This window comes from Paenarthrobacter sp. TRD_SC_7, assembly GCF_056156245.1.
On sequence record NZ_CM149587.1, the window covers coordinates 2,026,754 to 2,046,313 of the forward strand.

A 19,560-nucleotide genomic window follows, 5' to 3' on the forward strand; every position below is an offset into this window, starting at 1 on the left:
ACGGGGCAAACTTGAACCATGAGCCACACTTCTGCCGAATCTGTCACTAAAACTGCTGAAACCGAAGAACAGTTCTACACGCTGTGGACGGTCTTCAAGCGCTCGGCCGACGTCCTGCGCAGCGGCGATGCTGTCCAGGAATTCGAAGCCCTTGCGGAGAAGCTCGCGGAGGGCGGCGTGATCCTCCGCGGCAGCTATGACGTCTCGGCCATGCGCTCGGACGCTGACATCATGGTGTGGCTCCACGGGCCCAAGCCGGAGGAACTGCAGTCCGCCGTCCGCTCCATCCGCCGCAGCAAGCTCTTTGCGGGAACCGAAATCGTATGGTCCGCCATGGGCGTGCACCGTGAAGCCGAGTTCGCAAAGAGCCATGTACCCGCCTACGCGCGGGGTGTCGAGCCCAGCACCTGGCTCTGCGTCTACCCGTTCGTGCGCTCCTACGAGTGGTACCTGCTTCCCACGGACGAGCGCGGCAAGATGCTCCGTGACCACGGCCTGCTTGGACGCGAATTCCCGCAGGTCATTTCCAATACTGTTTCGTCGTTTGCCCTGGGTGACTGGGAATGGATCCTCGGCCTCGAAGCACCTGAACTGGTGGACCTCGTGGACCTGATGCGCCACCTGCGGTCCACCGAAGCGCGCCACCACGTCCGCGAAGAGATCCCCTTCTACACCGGCCGCCGCGTCTCGGCTGCCGAGATTGCCGAGGTTCTGGCATGACTGAGCTTGTTATCACCACGGAACCGAACGCCGTCACGGAGCGTGGCCGCCAGGAAGCCAAACACTACGACGCCGTGCTGCTGGCATCCTTTGGTGGTCCTGAAGGCCAGGACGACGTGATTCCCTTCCTGCGCAACGTGACCCGTGGCCGCGGCATCCCGGACGAGCGCCTCGAAGAGGTCTCGCACCACTACCGCGCCTTCGGCGGGATCAGCCCCATCAACCAGCAGAACCGTGAGCTGAAGGCCGCGATCGAGGCTGAACTGGCACAGCGGGGGATCGAATTGCCCGTCCTTTGGGGCAACCGGAACTGGGACCCGTACATCGCCCCGGTCCTGCAGGACGCTTACGACGCCGGACACCGCCGGATCCTGATGCTCACCACCAGCATCTACTCCTGTTACTCCAGCTGCCGCCAGTACCGTGAAGACATTGGTATCGCGCTGACCGAAACCGGTTTGGACGGCAAGCTTGAGGTGGACAAGATCCGCCAGTACTTCGACCACCCCGGCGTAGTCCAGCCGTTCCTTGAGGGCACCGCCGCAGGCCTGGAGGAGATCCGTGGGAAGCTCGCCGCGGCAGGCGAAGCCGACCCGGATTCGAAGATTCGAGTGCTGTTCGCCACCCACTCCATTCCTACCCGGGATGCAGAGGCCGCAGGCAGGTCAGAAGACGAGCCGCGCGAATTTGCGGAAGGTTCCGCCTACGCTGCACAGCACCTTGCCAATGCCAAAGCCATCATGGACGCCGTGGCACCGAACGTGGCTTGGGACCTCGTGTACCAGTCCCGCTCGGGCGCGCCGCACATTCCCTGGCTTGAACCGGACATCAATGACCACCTTGAGGAGATCGCCCCCGAAGGCGTCCGCGGTGTGGTCATCGTTCCCCTTGGCTTTGTCAGCGACCATATGGAAGTTGCCTGGGACCTGGACACTGAGGCTCTGGAAACCTGCAAGAACCTGGACATCGAGGCCACCCGTGTTCCCACCCCGGGCACGCACGCGGCTTTCGTGTCCGGCCTGGTGGACCTGATCTGCGAACGCACGGTGGAAAACAACATCGCCGAGCGTCCCCACGTTACGGACCTTGGCCCCTGGTACGACGTCTGCCGTCCCAACTGCTGCGAGAACTTCCGCGGGGCAAAACCCGTCATCTCCGAAGTTGGCGCCGGCATCGGTATCGGCCACGACGCCTACCCCGCTCCGGAGGCTGCCAAGTGACTGTTCGCATCGGCACCAGGGCGAGCAAACTTGCCCTGACGCAGACGCAGCAAACAGCGGACCAGTTGGCTGCCGTGGGCGGCTTCCCGGTGGAGCTCGTGCACATCAAGACCGAGGGCGACGTCAAAACCGGATCCCTTTCCCAGATGGGCGGTACAGGCGTGTTCGTCGCTGCCCTGCGGGATGCCCTGCTGGCTGACACCTGTGATGTCGCTGTGCACTCCCTGAAGGACCTGCCCACGGGAGCCGCGCTCGGCCTGAGTATCGCCGCAACACCCAAGCGGGTGGATGTCCGGGACGTTCTCTGTGCACGTGATGGTATGACGCTCGCTGAACTGCCGGGCGGCGCCAAAGTCGGCACCGGCTCGCCACGGCGTGCCGCGCAGCTTCGGGCTGCACGTCCGGATATTGATGTACTCGATATCCGCGGGAACGTGGACACGCGCCTTGGCCGTGTCCCGGGATTGCCGGGGAACATCACCGATGTTGTTGTCCCCGGCAAGTCCTGCGACCTTGACGCCGTGGTGTTGGCCGCCGCGGGCTTGGAGCGGATGGGCCGGTTGGACACAGTCAGCGAGTTCTTTGAAACCGACGTCATGCTGCCCGCCCCCGGGCAGGGAGCGTTGGCCATTGAATGCCGCACCGACGACGCCCCTCGCTTGGCCGGTTCCGCCGAAGGGTCCAACGGGGTGTTGGCACAGGCCCTCGCGGCACTGAACGACGACGACACCCGCCTAGCCGTAACGGCCGAGCGCGCCGTCCTGGCGAGGCTCGAAGCCGGTTGCGCAGCGCCCGTGGGTGCCTACGCCTTCCGCAAGGGCAGCATGCTGCACCTGGAAGCAGTCGTCTGCGCCGTGGACGGCACCAAGACTGTCCGCGAGAAGAAAGCCACCGATGGCCTCACGGAAGTTGGCGCCACGTTGCTCGGCATCGAGGTGGCGGAGCTCTTGCTCGCTGCCGGCGCCGCGGAGATCGCGGACCTTGCCGCGTCCTGAGCCGCAGGAATCGAACGGGCTGAACGGTCGGCGTGTCCTGATCACCAGGAGCGCCGACCGTGCGCGCCCACTTGCGTCGCTCCTGAGTAACTTGGGGGCGGAGCCACTGGTCCTGCCGCTTATCGACTTTGAAAGGGCCGTGGACCAATCGCCCTTGGACGCCGCCTTGGACCGTCTGGTGGCTGGCGACTTCGACTGGCTTGTGATCAGCAGCACCACTACCGTGCGGGTTTTGTTGGAGAAGGCTGCGCAGCGCGGCACTGCCCTCGCGGACCTTGTCCCAGCCGGCACGAAGGTGGCCACCATCGGCCCCTCCTCCCGTCAGGTCCTTGAATCCGTCGGCCTCGCTGTAGCCTTGGCGCCTGCGGAAGTCCAGTCGGCCGAGGGTTTGCTTGCTGTGTGGGATGCATCCGATGGGCGGGTCTTCCTGCCTCAGGCCGATATTGCCGCGCCCGGCCTGCGGGAAGGCTTGACCGCCAGCGGTGCGGACGTGACGTCCGTTGTCGCCTACCACACCGTCGATTACCCTGCCCGGGCGGAACTCCGCCTGACATCGGAGCTTCCGTCCGGCGTCGTGGTTACCGGCCCCGACGTGCCGACAACGCTGAGCCCTGAAGAGGCATGCACCGCACTTGACGCAGGAACTCTGGACGCATTAGTGGCTGCTTCTCCCAGCGCTGTGCGTCGCATAGCCCAACTATTTCCTGCACTGGGCACCTGCCGCTTCGTCGCCATCGGGCGCCCGACGGCGGCAGAGGCCTCCCGCGTCGGCCTCACCGTGGCAGCTACCGCCAAAGAGCCAACCCCGGACGGCATCGTGGCCGCCCTGGAATCTGTTTTCGCTAATGAAGGGAACCTGCAATGAGCTTTCCAAACCACCGTCCGCGCCGCTTGCGCACCACACCCGCAATGCGCAGGCTCACTGCTGAAAACCGTTTGGCGCCCGCCGACCTGATCCTCCCTGCCTTTATTCGCGAGGGCCTCACCGAGCCCAGTCCCATCAGCTCCATGCCGGGCGTCGTCCAGCACACCACGGAGTCCCTGAAGCGCGCGGCCGCGGAAGCCGTGGAGTTGGGCGTCGGAGGCATCATGCTGTTCGGTGTGCCCGCGGTACGCGACGCGCAAGGCACCGCGTCGCTGGATCCTGAAGGCGTCCTGAACAAGGCCATCCGCGACGTCAAGGCCGAGGTCGGCGATGACCTGGTGATCATGGGCGACGTTTGCCTCGACGAATTCACGGACCACGGCCACTGCGGCGTGCTTGACGCTAACGGCTACGTGGACAACGACGCCACGCTGGAGATCTATGGCCGGATGGCAGTCGCCCAAGCCGACGCCGGAGCCCACGTGCTGGGCCCGTCAGGAATGATGGACGGCCAGATCGCTGTGATCCGTCAAGCCCTTGAGGAATCCGGACACAAGAACACGGCCGTTCTTGCCTATGCTGCCAAGTACGCGTCAGCCTTCTACGGCCCGTTCCGTGAGGCCGTGGATTCCCAGCTCAAGGGCGATCGCCGGACCTACCAGATGGACGCGGCCAACCGTCGGGAAGCCATCCTGGAAGTTGAGCTGGACCTCGAAGAGGGCGCCGACATGGTCATGGTCAAGCCCGCAATGAGTTACCTGGACGTCCTGGCCGACGTCGCAGCCATGAGCCCGGTGCCGGTGTCGGCCTACCAAATCTCGGGCGAGTACGCCATGATCGAAGCGGCCGCGGCCAACGGCTGGATCGACAGGCGCGGTGCCATTACCGAATCCGTCCTCGGCATCAAGCGTGCCGGAGCAGACACCGTCCTGACCTACTGGGCCTCCGAACTGGCAGGCTGGCTGAAGGAGTCCTGATGACATCCGTTTCCTCCGACCCCACCGCTCCGGTGGGGGCCAACGAGATCCTGCTCGGACTGAACACTTTTGGCGACGCCGGCGTGGATGCCGATGGGAACCCGAAGGAGCATGCGCGCGTCCTGCGTGAGTTGCTGCAGGAAGCGAAGCTGGCTGACGCCGTCGGAATCCATGCCTTTGGTGTGGGGGAACACCACCGCCGCGATTTCGCTGTGTCCGCGCCCGAGGTCTTCCTTGCAGCGGCAGCCGCGGTGACCTCACGGATTCGTCTGGGGTCGGCCGTCACCGTGCTCAGCTCCGATGATCCAATCCGGGTTTTCCAGCGCTTTGCCACGGTGGATGCGTTGTCCAACGGCAGGGCTGAGGTAATGCTCGGCAGGGGTTCGTTCGTGGAGTCTTTCCCCCTGTTTGGCTTGGACCTGGCGGACTACGAAGTCCTGTTCGAGGAAAAACTGGAGCTGTTCGACAAGGTGCGCGCGCAGAAGCCCGTTCATTGGGAAGGCCGCACCCGGCCGAACGTCAACGGCCTGCAGGTGTACCCGAAATTGCAGCACCACTTGCTGCCGGCCTGGATTGGCGTCGGCGGAACGCCCGAGTCCGTGCTGCGCTGCGCCGAATATGGCTACCCCGTCATTTTCGCCATTATTGGGGGAGAGCCCCGCCGCTTCGCCCCGCTCGTCAACCTGTACCGTGAGGGAATGGCCAAGTATGGCCATCCGATGCGGCAGATCGCAACGCACTCACCCGGATACATCGCGGACACGGAGGAGGCTGCCCGCGAGGAACTCTTCCCGCACTGGCTGGAACAGCGCAATCGGATCGGTGCCGAGCGTGGCTGGGGTCCGGGCAACCGTGGCGAGTTCGATGCCATGTGCGGCCCTGAAGGGGCCCTCTACGTTGGCTCCCCGGAAACCGTGGCGCAGAAAATTGTCTTGCTCAAGCGAAACCTCGGTGTGGACCGCTTCGACCTCAAATACAGCAATGGAACTTTGCCGCATCAGTCCATGATGCGCTGCATCGAGCTCTACGGCACCGAGGTGGCCCCGAGGGTTGCTGAGCTGCTGGCTGCATCCTAGGCGGCGGCCATGCCGCTCCTGAATCACTGAAAGAATAGGAACCATGACGTCAAACACCCCCGTGTCCGATCAACTGTTCGACCGTGCCCGGTCCCTGATGCCCGGCGGCGTGAACTCGCCGGTACGCGCCTTCGGGTCAGTGGGCGGTACCCCGAAGTTCATGGTGTCCGCCAAGGGCGCCTACCTGACGGACGCAGACGGTAAGGAATACGTAGACCTGGTGTGCTCCTGGGGGCCGGCGCTGCTGGGCCACGCCCACCCCGCCGTGCTCGACGCCGTTCACGCAGCTGTGGACCGCGGCCTTTCCTTCGGAGCCTCCACGCCGGATGAAGCCAACCTTGCCGCGATCGTCAAGGACCGGGTGTCCGCCGTGGAACGTTTGAGGATGGTATCCACCGGAACCGAAGCCACCATGACGGCCGTTCGCCTGGCCCGCGGTTTCACCGGCCGCAACCTGATCATCAAGTTCGCCGGTTGCTACCACGGGCACCTTGACGGACTGCTGGCAGCCGCAGGATCCGGCCTGGCCACGTTGGCACTGCCCGGCTCTGCCGGTGTCACAGAGGCCACCGCAGCTGAGACTCTGGTTCTGCCTTACAACGATCTTGCTGCCGTTGAGGCTGCCTTCGCTGCCCACGGCCAAAACATCGCTGCCGTCATCACGGAAGCGGCTCCGGCGAACATGGGCGTCGTCACTCCGGGCGAAGGCTTCAACGCGGGCCTGTCCCGCATCACCAAGGAACACGGTGCACTCCTCATCCTCGACGAAGTCCTTACCGGCTTCCGTACCGGCTACGCCGGCTACTGGGGATTGACCGGTCGCCAGGAAGGCTGGGCTCCGGACCTGCTCACCTTCGGCAAGGTCATCGGCGGCGGACTGCCGACGGCGGCACTCGGCGGCCGTGCCGACGTCATGGACTACCTCGCTCCCGTGGGCCCGGTTTACCAGGCCGGTACGCTGTCCGGAAACCCCGTGGCCATGGCCGCAGGTGTGGCGACGTTGACCAATGCAACTCCTGAGGTCTACGCCTATGTTGATGCCCGTTCGCTGGAACTCTCAGCTGCGCTCTCCTCCGCCCTTGATGACGCCGGCGTGGACCACTCCATCCAGCGGGCGGGCAACCTCTTCTCGGTTGCGTTTGGAACCTCTGCCCACGGCGTGCACAACTACGACGACGCCCAGCGGCAGGATAGCTTCCGATACGCCCCGTTCTTCCACTCCATGCTGGACTCCGGCGTTTACCTTCCGCCGTCCGTCTTCGAAGCCTGGTTCCTCTCCGCTGCCCATGACGACGCAGCGATGAACCGGATCATCGATGCCCTTCCGGCAGCAGCGAAGGCCGCAGCGGGCGCCTCGGCCTGATCTTTGGTGATGCCCCGGGCGACTGCTTGACGCAATTGTCCGGGGCATTGTTGTGTCCGATCGGGGTAGGCTCGTAGGTGGAAACCCACCCCCAACGAATTCACGGTTTACCATGCGCAAGTCCCCTTCCATTGCATCACTGAGCGTCAGCATCGCAACCGCCGGAGTGCTTCTGGTCTCGGCGGCCGGATGTTCCACTGGCCCAACGAACTCCGGCCAAAATTCGGCGGAGGGGACACCATCGGTGGCTCCTTCTTCGCCGTCAGGCACGCAGGCTCCCTCGTCCCCGCCGACGTCAGTTACCAAGCCAGCGGTTCCTTCCCCGGCTCCCTCCGTAGCGCCTGTGCCGGCGCCGAGCACGCCGTCCGCTGCGGAGCAGCAGCTCGCCGCTCTAAGCCTTGAGCAGCGGGTGGGACAACTGTTCATGGTGGCAGCCAAGGCCAGCGGCCCCGAACCGGGAACCATGGAAGCGTTGACGAAGTATCACGCCGGGAACGTCTACCTCAGCGGACGCAGCAAGGCCGGAACTGCCCCGACGGCGTCCCTTGTGTCTTCGCTGACAGGCACGGTCTCTGCCGCCACAACCGGCGGGGTACCCCTTTTTGTGGCCACCGACCAAGAGGGTGGATATGTCCAGGTTCTCTCCGGTCCGGGTTTCTCCACCATTCCCACGGCCCTGGTCCAAGCGTCCTCCGGGGCGGCAAAACTTCGCGCGGATGCTGCAACGTGGGGGAAGGAACTTAGCAGCGTAGGCGTCAACGTGAACCTCGCGCCGGTCTTGGATACAGTGACCAGCCCACAGTTTGCACCCTCCAATGCCCCCATCGGCCATTTCCAGCGGGAGTATGGCTACGACCCAGCCAACGTCTCGCTGCTGGGCAATGCCTTTGCCGATGGCATGAAAGATGCCGGCGTGGCCCCGGTAGTGAAGCACTTCCCAGGGCTTGGCAGGGTAGTTCCCAACACGGACGTCACCAGCGATGTCCGTGACACGGCCACCACCCGGAAAGATCCCGCACTGGAGCCGTTCCGCGCAGCCATCAAATCAGGCGCCCGGTGGGTCATGGTATCGAATGCCTACTACGACAAGATCGACGCCGCCAACATCGCACCATTCTCATCTACTGTGATGGACACGATGCTCCGTGCTGACGCCGGCTTCACAGGGATCGTTCTTTCGGATGACCTCTGCAGTGCGGCCCAGCTGGAAGCATGGTCCGATGCCGAGCGTGCCCTGAACTTCTTCGGCGCAGGCGGAACCATGCTGGTATGTGCCGATCCCGCGAGCATTCCGGCGATGCACCAGGCGGTGGTGCAGAAGGCCACGGCAGATCCTGCCTTCCGGGCAAAGGTGGACGCCGCCGCGCTCACGGTGCTGCGCGTCAAGGCCAATCAGTAGCGGCCCCAAGGCAGTGTGAACGGCAAAGAACCCCGCCTTCGCTTGGAAGGCGGGGTTCTTTGTAGCGGGTGTAACCCTGCTAAGGGGTCCTTAGAGGACGTCCGAAAGGAAACCCTGGAGGCGTTCCGTTTGCGGATTCGTGAACAGTTGCTCCGGAGGCCCGGATTCAACCACCACGCCGGCGTCCATGAAGGTCACGATGTCCGAGACGTTGCGTGAGAAGCCCATTTCGTGGGTTACCACCACCATGGTCATGCCTCCCTGGGCCAGGTCCGTCATGAGCGCAAGGACACCCTTGACGAGTTCCGGGTCCAGCGCGGAGGTAGCTTCGTCAAAGAACATCACCTCAGGCTTCATGGCCAGCGCGCGGGCAATCGCCACACGCTGCTGCTGTCCGCCCGAGAGGTTTGCCGGACGGGAATCCGCCTTGTGCTTCAAACCGACCAGGTCCAGCTGGGCCAATGCCTCGTCGCGCGCTTGTTCCTTGGACATGCCACGGAGTTTGCGCAGTGCCAGCGAGATGTTCTCGGCTACCGTCTTGTGCGGAAAAAGGTTGAACTGTTGGAAGACCATGCCGATGCGGCGACGCAGTTCGTCCGGGTTGTCCTTGAGGACCGAACGTCCATCCAGCAGAATGTCGCCCTGATCCGGCTCGATAAGCCGGTTCATTACTCGGAGCAGCGTTGACTTGCCTGAGCCGGACGGGCCGATCACGGAGGCCGTGGTGCCCTTCTCGACGTGCAGGTCGATGCCCCGCAATACATGGTTGCTGCCGAACGACAGGTGGATGTTCTTCGCCGTCAACGTGCCTGATGCGAATTCACTCATGCCTGCGCTCCTTTTCCTACGACGGCCGCGGCTTCGTCCGGTTCCTTCTTCTCGGGGCGTCCAGCGCGCATGCGGGCGTCAATAAAGTTCACAAAATGCGTGAGCGGGATGGTCAACGCCAGATAGAAGATGGCTGCTGCCACGTAGGGGGACAGGTTGCCGCTGTTGGCAGCTGCATCCTTACCAATCTGGAAGATCTCACGCTCTGTTGCCAGGAGGCCAAGCATGAAGACCAGTGACGATTCCTTGATCAACGCGATGAACTGGTTGACCAACGCAGGAAGAACGCGGCGGATGCCTTGCGGCACTACCACCAGGCGCATGGACGAGCCGTAGCTGAACCCGAGGGCCCGGGTCGCCTCCAGCTGGCCCTTGTCCACGCTTTGGATGCCTGAGCGGAAAATCTCGCCGATATACGCGCCGGACATCAAGGACAAGGCAGCGATCGCCATGGGGTAAGGGCTGGTGGAGCCGGTTAGTTCACGAATGATCGGGCCAAAGCCGAATCCGATCACCAGGATGGTCAGCACCGGAGGGAGCCCGCGGAGAATGTCCGTGTAAATGCGGGCCACCCACCGTGCTGCTGCATTCCGGGAGATCCCCATCAGGGCGAGCAACATCCCGAGCGCGGTCCCGATGATGCCCGAGACGACAGCCAGGACGATGGTGTTGGGCAGACCGACGGCGAACATCTTGGGGATGACTTCGCCCATCGCCTCCCAGTCAAAGAAGGTGTCGGCTAATTGATTGAGGATATCCATGGAACGCCTTGGTTACTTGGCGGGGAGCTGGACGGCCTTGCTGCCCGGCTTCCAGCCCTGGGGGGTCTGCTCGGCGGCAGTCGGACGGTCCTTGTACCACTCGGCCGTGAGCTTGGCCCAGGTTCCATCAGCGATGACAGCGTCCAGACCGGAGTTCAGGGCATCAATCAGCGGCTGGTTGTCCTTGTTCACGGCATACGCGGTGAAGTTCTGGGTGTTGACAACCTTCTCTGCGATCTTGGTGTTGTCGCCTTCCTTGACCTGGCCTTCGGCCTGCTGGGACGGTGCAACCCAAGCATCGATCTGGCCGTTCTTTACGTTGCCGTAAACGGTGTTGTAATCAGGGAAACGGACCGGTTCGATCTTCAGCGTGTTGGTCATGTAGTCATCCTGGACGGTGCCCTGGACAACGCCGATGCGCAGGCCTTCCTTGACGTCCGCGAAGCCGGTGACCTTGGAGTCGCTCTTGGTCACGATTGCCATGTAGCCGAAGTCGTAGCCATTGGTGAAACCAACAGTCTTGCGGCGGGCGTCCGTGGTGGAGATCGAGGAGGATCCGACGTCGAACTGCTTGTTGCCCACCTGGGACAGGAGCGCCGAGAAGTCGGTGGAGGCGAACTCCACCTTGAGGCCCAGCTTGTCACCAATGGCGCGCAGGAGTTCGTTGTCGTAGCCGGTGAACTTGCCGGAAGGATCAATAAAGATGTTCGGCGGGGCGTCGGAAAGGGTGCCCACGCGCAGGGTGCCGTCGGTGATAAGGCCCAGCTTGGACTTGTCGATCTTGTCCAGCGGAGTCACGTCAGCAGTGGTGAACGTGTCCAGCGACTTCTGGTCGCTACCTGCGAGGGCGTCGGTGGGGGAGCCGCCGGGCTCGGAGGTTCCTCCGCCGCATGCTGCCAGGGAAATCACCAAGGCTGCAGCCACGGGGGCAACAGACAGCCACTTAGGGGCTTTGAATTTCATGAAGAAATCACTTTCATCGGGTCACGGAGACGTTTCGCGGTGGGCGGGGAAGGCGGCAGCAATACGAAGGTTGGCTGCTCTAGCAGACTTCAACCCGCCAAACTTAATTATGTCACCAGCCCGCTAGCGCACGGTGAATCGAAGAAATGGTTGCCAGCACTCGAATAAACCGAACAAAGTTCCCATCAATGGACCTTCGGGCTCCGGACTATTCCGGCGGCGGAGGCTCGCGTGGAATCCGCGGGCGGACAACCCTGAAAATGAGGTTCCCGAAATTGCTGTGACTTGCGTCGCAAAAGGAAGCAGTCGCCTGCTCTCCGGGGCTAGAAGCCGCCCCGGCTTGCGTCTTCGGGGGGAAGGACCGGCCACTCGCCCTCGATGACTGCAGTGGGTTTACTGCGCCGCAAGTACTGCTGGAAATCAGCGGCCTGGGATGCCGCCCAGTCTACTTGCAGCTGGTGCAAGGTGGAGGCCGGCATCTGCAACTTGGGGAATTTGCCGGCCATGGCATCCAGTACACGGAGCGTAGCGAGAGCGTCCGCAGCGGAAGTATGTGCGTTCGTCAGGTCCACACCGTATTCCTCGCACAAAGCGGTAAGCGTGCGCTTTCCCTTGCGGTAACGGTCCACCTGCTTGTTCATCACATAGGGATCCAGCACGGGGAAGCGGCTGAGTTGGGGAACGCCGTAGCGGGCGGACTCGGCTGCGAGGACGGTGAAATCGTAGCTGGCGTTGAAAGCAATGACGGGAGTGCCGTCGTCGAACAGCCCTTGGAGCACCCCGGCCACCTCGCGCGTGACCTCGGCTGCCGGGCAGCCTTCTGAACGGGCTTTCTCTGTAGTGACGCCGTGCACCTCGCTGGCTTCGAGCGGGATTTCAACACCGGGATCTGCCAGCCACTCGTGCTCTGCGATGAGCTCCCCATGGGCATCCACGACAGTGATGGAAGCGGTGACGATCCGCGCCGACCGTGAGTTCTTCCCGGTGGTCTCGAGGTCGAATGCGGCGCGGGAGAGGGTGTTCCAGGAGCTCATGTCTTCAAGCTACCGGCTGGGTCCGACACTATTTGGGCACGACACTCCTGCCGTTACGCTGAACACATGCGGATGGAGTATGTGACGGCGGTTCTGGCCGTTGTGGACCTTGTTCCATCGGGTTCGGCGGTCTCCTACGGTGACGTGGCAGAGCTATTGGGAGCCGGCGGGCCGCGGCAGGTCGGCGCAGTGATGAGCCATTATGGCAGCTCGGTCGCCTGGTGGCGCGTCCTGCGGGCAAGTGGGGAAGCACCTCCCGCCCATGAGGCCGACGCTCTGCGGCATTACGTGGAGGAAGCCACCCCGCTGCATGGCGCATATGAGGCCTTCCTGAGGACGGGCGAAGGCCGTTGGCGCGTCGATCTGACAGCCGCCCGATGGGCGCCTACCGACTCCGATTTCGACCAACTGGATGTGATCTCGGACCAGTTGGAGCGTCAACTCCATAAATTGTCGGTGCCCGATGATGAAATGACTGTGTGACCGCGACTCCTGCCAAAACCCGCCAAGCACCGGCAGCCCTCCGGCTGCTCCCGCCGCGTGAGACCCACTATGCGGCGCCTGTTTTGTCTCCGGACCAAAGTGCGGTCGTTACCCTCTCACAGGGGAGCGGCCCTGTCCTCGTGCCCGGGGGGCCGGGAACGGGCAAGTCAACTGTGCTCGTGGAATCCGCAGTCCGCCGTGTTCGTGAAGATGGCTTGGACCCGGAACAGATTCTCGTTCTTGCTCCGGGCCGCCACGCCGCCGCGGCTTTGCGTGACACGTTTACGGGACGGTTGGACCGCAGCCTCAGTACGACGCCGGCACGCACCTGGGCGTCCTACGCTTTCGACGTTATCCGGCGGGCAAAGGCTGAAGGCATCCTGCCGCTGACGCGGCCACCGAAGCTTCTGTCGGGCCCCGAACAGGACCTCATCATCAAGGAGTTGCTGGAAGGCCACTCCCGTCCGGGATTCCAGCTGCCTTGGCCGGACGATCTCGCAGCGGCACTCCCCACCCGCGGCTTCCGTCACGAGATCCGGCAGTTGTTCGACCGCATCATTGAATCGGGGCGCACCGCAGAGGACCTGGTTGGGCTGGCCTACGAGTGCGGACGGCCGGATTGGATGGCGGCTGCCGAACTGTACAGCGAGTACCGGGATGTCTTGGACCTCCGTATGCCTGAGGCCTTTGACCCTGCTGGAATCATCACCACGGCGCGGCAGATTTTCCAAGACTCGCCGGCCTTCCTGGCTGCCGAGAGGGAACGACTCCAACTCATCCTCGTGGACGACGCCCAGGAATCGAATCCTGCCGTGTTCGAGCTGCTTGCCGACATCGGCGAAGGCAAAGACGTCGTGGTGACCTACTCACCGGATACCGTGGTGCAAGGCTTCCGCGGCGCACGCCCGGACCTGGTGTCAGAGCTGCCAACACTGCTGGGCGGCACACAGCACAATGTTCTCGAACGCCCATTGTCGGTTACCCACAGGCATGCGCCTGAGGTAGCTGAGGCGTGGATCCGGGTCGCGAGCCACATCTCGCAGCGCTCGGGTGGCCAGTTGGCCAGGCAAATGGAACAACCACAACATCCGGAAGGCATGCATCCTGCATCTGCGGGGAATGGTCGCGTGGAGGGTCATGTGCTGCCGTCAGCTGTCCACGAGCTGCGGTACGTCGCGCAGCGCATCCTCGAAGCGCAGTTGCGGGAATCGCGGGAGTTCAGCGACATCGCTGTGATTGTACGGAACGGCGGACAAATTTCGCAGTTGCAGCGCTACCTGAGCGGCCAGGGGATTCCGGTGCGTGTTCCGGTGGCAGACTCGGCCGTCCGTGACGAAGTCGCGGTGCGTCCCCTCTTGGAGGCCTTTGCCATTGTCCTGGACCCGGCAAAGCTGACGCCGGAAACTGCGGTTTCCCTCCTGACGTCCCGCATCGGCGGAGCCACGGCCATCGAACTGCGCAGGCTCCGGCAATCCCTGCGCCGCGAGGAGCTTCTGGGCGGTGGCGGCCGCTCCAGCGACGCTTTGCTGGTTGAGGCCCTGCTTCAGCCGGGCGCCCTGGCGTCGCTGGGTATTGAAGGCAGTTCTGCCCGTCGGCTCGCCCGCATGATCGCGGCCGGTTCCGCTGCCGCCGCGGAACCCGGTGCCAACGCGGAATCTGTTCTGTGGGCCTTGTGGTCCGCCACCGGCTTGTCTTCCCGCTGGGCAGACATGGCACTTGAAGGCGGCAACGCCGGTGCACGTGCCGATAGGGACCTTGACGCCATGATGGCGTTGTTCCATACAGCCGAACGTTTCGTGGACCAACTGCCCGGTTCAGGTCCCGAACAGTTCCTGGACTACTTGCTGAACCAGGAACTTCCCATGGACACCCTTGCCGCACGGGCACAGCTGGAGGCCTGCGTGGAGATCATGACCCCCGCAAGCGCAGCCGGGCGGGAATGGCCAGTGGTGATCGTTGCGGGTCTCCAAGAAGGCGTATGGCCCAACACCCGTTTGCGTGGAGAGCTGCTGGGCAGCACTGTCTATGCCGACGCAGTGGAGCATGGAGTGGACTACGCCCTTCGACGCGGGCCCCTGAGCAGGCTCCGGGATATTCGTTACGACGAACTCAGGAGTTTTTCGACCGCCGTATCCCGAGCCCGTGAAGTATTGATCTGCACCGCGGTGTCTTCCGAGGATGAGCAACCCTCGGCTTTCCTGGACTACGTGGCGCCCCTGGAGGCAGGTGAGTACAAGCGTGACTACACCCCCGTTGACCGTCCCATGACCTTGAGGGCCCTGGTCGCGGAACTGCGGCAACACGCACAGTCGGAAGACGCCGGTAGCTGCGAAGCCCATACCTCGCACGAGGCCGCCCGGATATTGGCCAGGCTCGCCAGCACGGAACCACCCGTTCCGGGTGCACATCCGGACACATGGTGGGGTTTGGCGGCGCTGAGTTCACAGGAAGCCGTGGTGCCACCCGGCGGTACCGTTTCCGTCTCGCCTTCCAAGGTGGAGGCCGTACATAAGTCCCCGTTGGACTGGTTCGTCCAAGCAGCCGGAGGGGAAGCTGCCACCGACTTCGCACGCAGCCTGGGCACCTTGGTTCACAGCATTGCCCAAGAGCTTCCCGATGCTTCAGGAGCCGAGTACGTGGCTGAGCTCGTACGCCGTTGGCCTACTTTGGGCATGAAGGACAACTGGGAAGGAAAGCTCGATTACCAGCGGGCGGAACTGATGGTTCGGAAGTTGGCCCAGTATGTGCTCATCATGCGCGGCGACGGAAGAAGCTTGCTGGCCGTGGAGCACGACTTTGAAGTTCAGTTACCTGATGTCACCTTGGACGCCGGCGCTGTCAGTGGTTCCCCTGCTCCTGAAGGGGAGGCCACTCGCCACGCAGTACTCCGCGGCCAGGTGGACCGGCTCGAGATAGATCCGGAGGGCAGGCTCGTCATCGTGGACCTCAAGACAGGCAAGCGGCAACCCGGCAAAGCAGAGGTTGCCAAGCACCCACAACTGGGTGCTTATCAGGCTGCAGTCCTCAAGGGTGCCTTCCAGGACGCTGGAACGAGGGCGGAAACGCCCGACGCCGGCTCTCCAGCGGCGTTGGCGGTCGGCTTTGTCCCCGGCGGCGCCGTGCTGGCCCAACTTGGGACCAAGACCAAGAGCCCGGCGGTACAGCAGCAGGATCCGTTGGATCCCGCGGACAACTGGGCCGAGGGGCTGGTGAACGAGGCAGCTGCGCTGATGGCCGGTGCAACGTTCGAAGCACGGCACGACCCCGGCAAGGGTGGGCATGGCGGCCATGGATGCCGTCTACCGGACGTTTGCCCGTTGTGCGCCAGAGGAAAGCAGGTCACCGAATGACAACCGAACTCCTGGACGGCTTTGCCACCAGCAACCTGGGCGTGGAGGCAGTCCCCGAGCCAAGGTTCTCTCCTTCTGAGCTGGCCAACATCCTTGGCGAAAAGAACCACCCCACGCCTGAGCAGGCGGCCATCATTGCCTCCCCGCTTTCACCGCGCCTGGTGATTGCCGGGGCAGGTTCGGGTAAGACGGCCACCATGGCGGACCGTGTGGTGTGGCTGGTGGCCAACGGCTGGGTGCGCCCTGAAGAAGTCCTCGGCGTGACGTTTACCCGCAAGGCTGCCGGAGAGCTGGCGAGCCGGATACGGTCCAAGCTGGCCACGCTCCAGCGGATAGCGGCGGCCGATGATGGCAGCATAGGCTTCCCGGAAGGACTTCTCGGCGCAGACGACCTCGAACCCAAAGTGTCCACGTACCACTCCTATGCAAGCGGCATCGTGTCTGACTACGGCCTGCGGTTGGGCATCGAGCGGGACGTTGTCTTGCTGGGAGGCGCACAGTCCTGGCAGCTGGCCAGCGAAGTCGTGGAAGCATATGACGGCGACTACGAGCACTTTACTGCCGCCAAATCCACACTCGTCAATGCAGTCATCCAGCTGGCCGGGGAGTGCGCAGAGCACCTTCGGAATCCCGGGGAAGTCCGGGACTGGGTCCTGGAGCGCGTTCACGCCTTTGAGCAGCTTCCCTACGTAGCCGGTGCCAAGAAGAATCCTGCGCAGGCCGCAGGAGAACTTGCGGCCATGCTAAGGACACGTGCCAGCGTTGCCGACATGGTGGTCCGTTACCAAGAAGCGAAGCGTCAGCGCGGTGTCCTTGATTTCGGCGACCTTGTGGCGCTCGCAGCCCGAATTGCGAGCGACATTCCGCTCGCTGCCACCACTGAACGTGCCCGCTACAAAGTAGTGCTCCTGGATGAGTTCCAGGACACCTCCCACGCCCAGCTTGTTCTGTTCTCCCGTCTGTTCGGTCAGGGCCACGCAGTGACTGCGGTGGGCGACCCCAACCAATCGATATACGGCTTCCGAGGCGCTTCCGCGGGCCAGCTCTTCCACTTTGTGCAGGAGTTTCCCGTCCGGCATGGGGACCCCTCCGGCGGCCTTGAATCCTATTCCGTCGCCCCCACTTCGTATCTGACCACCGCCTGGCGGAACGGCAGGAACATCCTCCGGGCCGCCAACACCATCGCAGCGCCCCTAAACAGGTCGGCGGCACTGGATGGTCCGGCGGGGGAGAGGGAAACAGCGAGTAATGTCTCAGTCCCCGCGTTGGTTCCAAGCCCCGCTGCGGTGGATGGAAGTGTGGTGATCGGTCGCTTCGGCACGGATGAAGACGAAGCCGCGGTGATAGCCCGCGATGTCCGTCGCTACCAACGGACTGTCTTCGAAGAAGAGAAGGACGGCACTCCGGTCAAACCCACCATGGCGGTCCTCTGCCGCCGACGGGCGCAGATGGAGTGCCTCCGCCGCGAGTTCGAGCTCCAGGGGATTCCCTACGAGATCGTTGGACTTGGCGGCTTGCTGGACACACCGGAGATCGTGGATCTGGTGGCGACCTTGCGGGTCCTTGCCGATCCAGGACGTTCCGATGCCCTGATGAGGTTGTTGGCCGGGGCGCGGTGGAGGATCGGCCCGGCAGACTTGATGGCCTTCAGTGACTGGTCCCGCTTCCTGGCTCGCCGACGGTCGGCTCCGGAAGCCCGGCCTGAGTCCTTTGATGACAACGAAGAACCGTCAGGGACCGTGATTGAAAGCGACATCACGGATGCCGCAAGCCTCGTGGAGGCCCTTGACTTCCTTCCTCGGCCAGGCTGGACGTCCGGTCATGGGAGGAGCCTGAGCGCTGCTGCCCTGGATCGGCTGACCCGCCTTGCTTCGGAACTACGCTCCCTGAGGAGCTACATCGGCGACGACCTCACCACACTCCTTGGCGAAGTGGAACGTGCGATGCTCCTGGACATCGAAGTGGCGGCCAAGCCGGGAATCAGCATCCACCAGGCGCGCCGCAATTTGGATGCTTTCCAGGATGCGGCAGCCGGGTTCCTGCAGACATCGCAACGCATTGACCTGCTGGCGTTTTTGTCGTGGCTGGAAGCTGCAGCCTCCGAGGAAGGCGGCTTGGATGTTGCCCCCGTTGAGGCCAATCGGGAAGCAGTGCAATTGCTGACCGTTCACGCTTCGAAGGGATTGGAATGGGACGTTGTTTTTGTCCCGGGCCTCAACGCTGGTTCGTTCCCCAGCAACAGGGATTCCCGGTGGAGCACCGGTGCCGCGGCCTTGCCGTGGCCCTTGCGGGGCGATCGCGCCGATCTTCCCCAGTGGGACCTCGAACAGCCTGACCAAAAGGGATGGTTGGACGCAGAGAAGGACTTCAAATCCGAGGTCCAGCATCATGGTGAGGCCGAAGAGAGGAGGCTCGCGTACGTCGCTTACACCCGGGCGAAGTTCGTCCTGTGGGCCTCCAGCGCTGCTTGGAATGGCTCTCGATCGGGAATGGCCGGCATGTCTGCTTTTCTCTCCGAACTGGCACCGCTTGCCGGAGTTGATGGAAAGGAAAACGACGCCGGCCGGCCGCAGCCGCTCGGCAGTGCGGTGGTCCATGCGGAATCGGTGGCCGAAGAGGCCTTGCCTGAGGAAAGCCCCTTGACCGCAGCGCTCGAAGTTGCCCAATTCCCCTATGACCCGTTGGAAGGGCCTTCGGACCCACGGACCGGTGCCCGCCTGAGGCTGACTCCCGGCAGGCGGCTTGCCATGGACCGGGCTGCTGTCATGGTCCGCGGATACATCGAGCAACCCCACCAGGCCCCTTCAGGTGATTTGACTGGTGCCGCCGGGAAATGGTCCCAGGAAGCCGAACTACTGCTGGATCGCCGACGGCAACTCAAGGCCGTTCAAGACGTCCACCTGCCCAGCCACATTTCTGCCTCACTCTTCGTTGACCTCGGTGCTGACCCTGCCGCCGTCCTGTCCCGGCTGCGCAGGCCCGTTCCCCGCGAACCGGGCATATCGGCGCGCAAAGGTACCGCCTTCCATGCATGGGTCGAGGAGTACTTTGGTACAACCGGCATGCTGGACCTTGATGAAGCGCCGGGTTCGGACTCACACATCGACGAGGCCTATGGCTTGGATGACATGGTGGCGGCATTCAAGCAGTCCGAGTGGGCCCAGCGCGCTCCGGCTTTCGTCGAAGTACCTGTGGAAACGCGGATCGGCGACGTCGTAGTCCGTGGGCGCATCGACGCCGTGTTCCGTGATGCCGACGGCCGCTGGCAACTCATCGACTGGAAAACCGGGCGACGCCCAGCAGGTCGGCAACTGGCGACTCGGGCAGTGCAGCTGGCCGTTTACCGGCTCGCGTGGGCACGACTCAAGGATGTTCCCCTTGAGGACGTCAGCGCCGCGTTCTACTATGTGGCCGATGACGCCGTTGTGCGTCCGCACGATCTTGGTAACGCCGAGGAACTGGAGCTGATCGTGGCCAAGGCATTGAAGAACAACGCGGACCTGTAGGAACGCCTTGGAACCCGGGA

At 63.5% G+C, this 19,560-nt stretch carries 15 protein-coding genes; 11 read left to right on the forward strand and 4 right to left on the reverse strand.

Going from position 1 to position 19,560, the window contains the following annotated elements; genetic code table 11:
- Positions 1-18: 18 nt before the first annotated feature.
- The 8 genes from hemQ to AC0J5Z_RS09900 all read left to right on the forward strand — a co-directional run bounded on the left by hemQ (position 19) and on the right by AC0J5Z_RS09900 (position 8,615).
- On the forward strand, positions 19-720 hold the full coding sequence (gene hemQ / locus AC0J5Z_RS09865) for a hydrogen peroxide-dependent heme synthase (protein WP_475038898.1): 702 nt from the start codon (positions 19-21) through the stop codon (positions 718-720).
- The gene (locus AC0J5Z_RS09870; protein ID WP_475038899.1) at positions 717-1,940 is read left to right on the forward strand and encodes a ferrochelatase; all 1,224 of its coding nucleotides are present in this window, start codon (positions 717-719) and stop codon (positions 1,938-1,940) included. Before hemQ ends, AC0J5Z_RS09870 begins: the two co-directional genes overlap by 4 nt.
- Complete coding sequence (gene hemC / locus AC0J5Z_RS09875) at positions 1,937-2,935, forward strand: hydroxymethylbilane synthase (RefSeq protein ID WP_475038900.1); 999 nt, start codon at positions 1,937-1,939, stop codon at positions 2,933-2,935. Before AC0J5Z_RS09870 ends, hemC begins: the two co-directional genes overlap by 4 nt.
- Positions 2,922-3,800, forward strand: a complete 879-nt coding sequence (locus tag AC0J5Z_RS09880) for a uroporphyrinogen-III synthase (RefSeq protein WP_475038901.1) — start codon at positions 2,922-2,924, stop codon at positions 3,798-3,800. Before hemC ends, AC0J5Z_RS09880 begins: the two co-directional genes overlap by 14 nt.
- Positions 3,797-4,777, forward strand: a complete 981-nt coding sequence (gene hemB, locus AC0J5Z_RS09885; protein ID WP_475038902.1) for a porphobilinogen synthase — start codon at positions 3,797-3,799, stop codon at positions 4,775-4,777. The genes AC0J5Z_RS09880 and hemB overlap by 4 nt, the downstream gene beginning before the upstream one ends.
- The gene (locus AC0J5Z_RS09890; RefSeq protein ID WP_475038903.1) at positions 4,777-5,853 is read left to right on the forward strand and encodes an LLM class flavin-dependent oxidoreductase; all 1,077 of its coding nucleotides are present in this window, start codon (positions 4,777-4,779) and stop codon (positions 5,851-5,853) included. The genes hemB and AC0J5Z_RS09890 overlap by 1 nt, the downstream gene beginning before the upstream one ends.
- Before the next feature lie 43 nt (positions 5,854-5,896).
- Positions 5,897-7,216 (forward strand): glutamate-1-semialdehyde 2,1-aminomutase, encoded by a 1,320-nt coding sequence (hemL, locus tag AC0J5Z_RS09895; RefSeq protein ID WP_091468683.1) that lies wholly within the window; start codon positions 5,897-5,899, stop codon positions 7,214-7,216.
- A 112-nt stretch (positions 7,217-7,328) separates the two neighbouring features.
- Complete coding sequence (locus AC0J5Z_RS09900; protein WP_475038904.1) at positions 7,329-8,615, forward strand: glycoside hydrolase family 3 N-terminal domain-containing protein; 1,287 nt, start codon at positions 7,329-7,331, stop codon at positions 8,613-8,615.
- A gap of 90 nt (positions 8,616-8,705) precedes the next feature.
- Here the strand turns inward: AC0J5Z_RS09900 and AC0J5Z_RS09905 are convergent, their stop codons facing one another.
- The 4 genes from AC0J5Z_RS09905 to AC0J5Z_RS09920 form a co-directional block, all read right to left on the reverse strand.
- Positions 8,706-9,443, reverse strand: coding sequence for an amino acid ABC transporter ATP-binding protein (locus tag AC0J5Z_RS09905; protein ID WP_017198579.1), 738 nt, complete (start codon positions 9,441-9,443; stop codon positions 8,706-8,708).
- Positions 9,440-10,204, reverse strand: a complete 765-nt coding sequence (locus AC0J5Z_RS09910; RefSeq protein ID WP_091468678.1) for an amino acid ABC transporter permease — start codon at positions 10,202-10,204, stop codon at positions 9,440-9,442. Before AC0J5Z_RS09910 ends, AC0J5Z_RS09905 begins: the two co-directional genes overlap by 4 nt.
- 12 nt (positions 10,205-10,216) lie before the next feature.
- Complete coding sequence (locus tag AC0J5Z_RS09915) at positions 10,217-11,167, reverse strand: ABC transporter substrate-binding protein (protein ID WP_475038905.1); 951 nt, start codon at positions 11,165-11,167, stop codon at positions 10,217-10,219.
- 323 nt (positions 11,168-11,490) lie between these two features.
- A complete protein-coding gene (locus AC0J5Z_RS09920) occupies positions 11,491-12,201 on the reverse strand; it encodes an exonuclease domain-containing protein (protein ID WP_475038906.1) in 711 nt (236 codons plus the stop codon).
- A gap of 66 nt (positions 12,202-12,267) precedes the next feature.
- Between AC0J5Z_RS09920 and AC0J5Z_RS09925 the strand changes: the two genes are divergently transcribed.
- Genes AC0J5Z_RS09925 through AC0J5Z_RS09935 form a run of 3 tightly spaced genes read left to right on the forward strand, consistent with a single transcriptional unit; the run spans position 12,268 to position 19,540 of the window.
- Positions 12,268-12,684, forward strand: a complete 417-nt coding sequence (locus AC0J5Z_RS09925) for an MGMT family protein (RefSeq protein ID WP_475038907.1) — start codon at positions 12,268-12,270, stop codon at positions 12,682-12,684.
- Positions 12,681-16,034, forward strand: coding sequence for an ATP-dependent helicase (locus AC0J5Z_RS09930; protein ID WP_475038908.1), 3,354 nt, complete (start codon positions 12,681-12,683; stop codon positions 16,032-16,034). The genes AC0J5Z_RS09925 and AC0J5Z_RS09930 overlap by 4 nt, the downstream gene beginning before the upstream one ends.
- On the forward strand, positions 16,031-19,540 hold the full coding sequence (locus AC0J5Z_RS09935; protein WP_475038909.1) for an ATP-dependent helicase: 3,510 nt from the start codon (positions 16,031-16,033) through the stop codon (positions 19,538-19,540). Before AC0J5Z_RS09930 ends, AC0J5Z_RS09935 begins: the two co-directional genes overlap by 4 nt.
- Positions 19,541-19,560: the final 20 nt, after the last annotated feature.

Excerpts from the sequence above, each read along its gene's own strand:
- AC0J5Z_RS09935 (WP_475038909.1), top strand. The coding sequence starts at position 16,031 with ATGACAACCGAACTCCTGGACGGCTTTGCCACCAGCAACCTGGGCGTG.
- AC0J5Z_RS09890 (WP_475038903.1), top strand. The coding sequence starts at position 4,777 with ATGACATCCGTTTCCTCCGACCCCACCGCTCCGGTGGGGGCCAACGAG.
- AC0J5Z_RS09900 (WP_475038904.1), top strand. The coding sequence starts at position 7,329 with ATGCGCAAGTCCCCTTCCATTGCATCACTGAGCGTCAGCATCGCAACC.
- AC0J5Z_RS09870 (WP_475038899.1), top strand. The coding sequence starts at position 717 with ATGACTGAGCTTGTTATCACCACGGAACCGAACGCCGTCACGGAGCGT.
- hemQ (WP_475038898.1), top strand. The coding sequence starts at position 19 with ATGAGCCACACTTCTGCCGAATCTGTCACTAAAACTGCTGAAACCGAA.
- hemB (WP_475038902.1), top strand. The coding sequence starts at position 3,797 with ATGAGCTTTCCAAACCACCGTCCGCGCCGCTTGCGCACCACACCCGCA.
- AC0J5Z_RS09925 (WP_475038907.1), top strand. The coding sequence starts at position 12,268 with ATGCGGATGGAGTATGTGACGGCGGTTCTGGCCGTTGTGGACCTTGTT.
- AC0J5Z_RS09915 (WP_475038905.1), bottom strand. The coding sequence starts at position 11,167 with ATGAAATTCAAAGCCCCTAAGTGGCTGTCTGTTGCCCCCGTGGCTGCA.
- hemL (WP_091468683.1), top strand. The coding sequence starts at position 5,897 with ATGACGTCAAACACCCCCGTGTCCGATCAACTGTTCGACCGTGCCCGG.
- AC0J5Z_RS09920 (WP_475038906.1), bottom strand. The coding sequence starts at position 12,201 with ATGAGCTCCTGGAACACCCTCTCCCGCGCCGCATTCGACCTCGAGACC.
- AC0J5Z_RS09910 (WP_091468678.1), bottom strand. The coding sequence starts at position 10,204 with ATGGATATCCTCAATCAATTAGCCGACACCTTCTTTGACTGGGAGGCG.
- AC0J5Z_RS09905 (WP_017198579.1), bottom strand. The coding sequence starts at position 9,443 with ATGAGTGAATTCGCATCAGGCACGTTGACGGCGAAGAACATCCACCTG.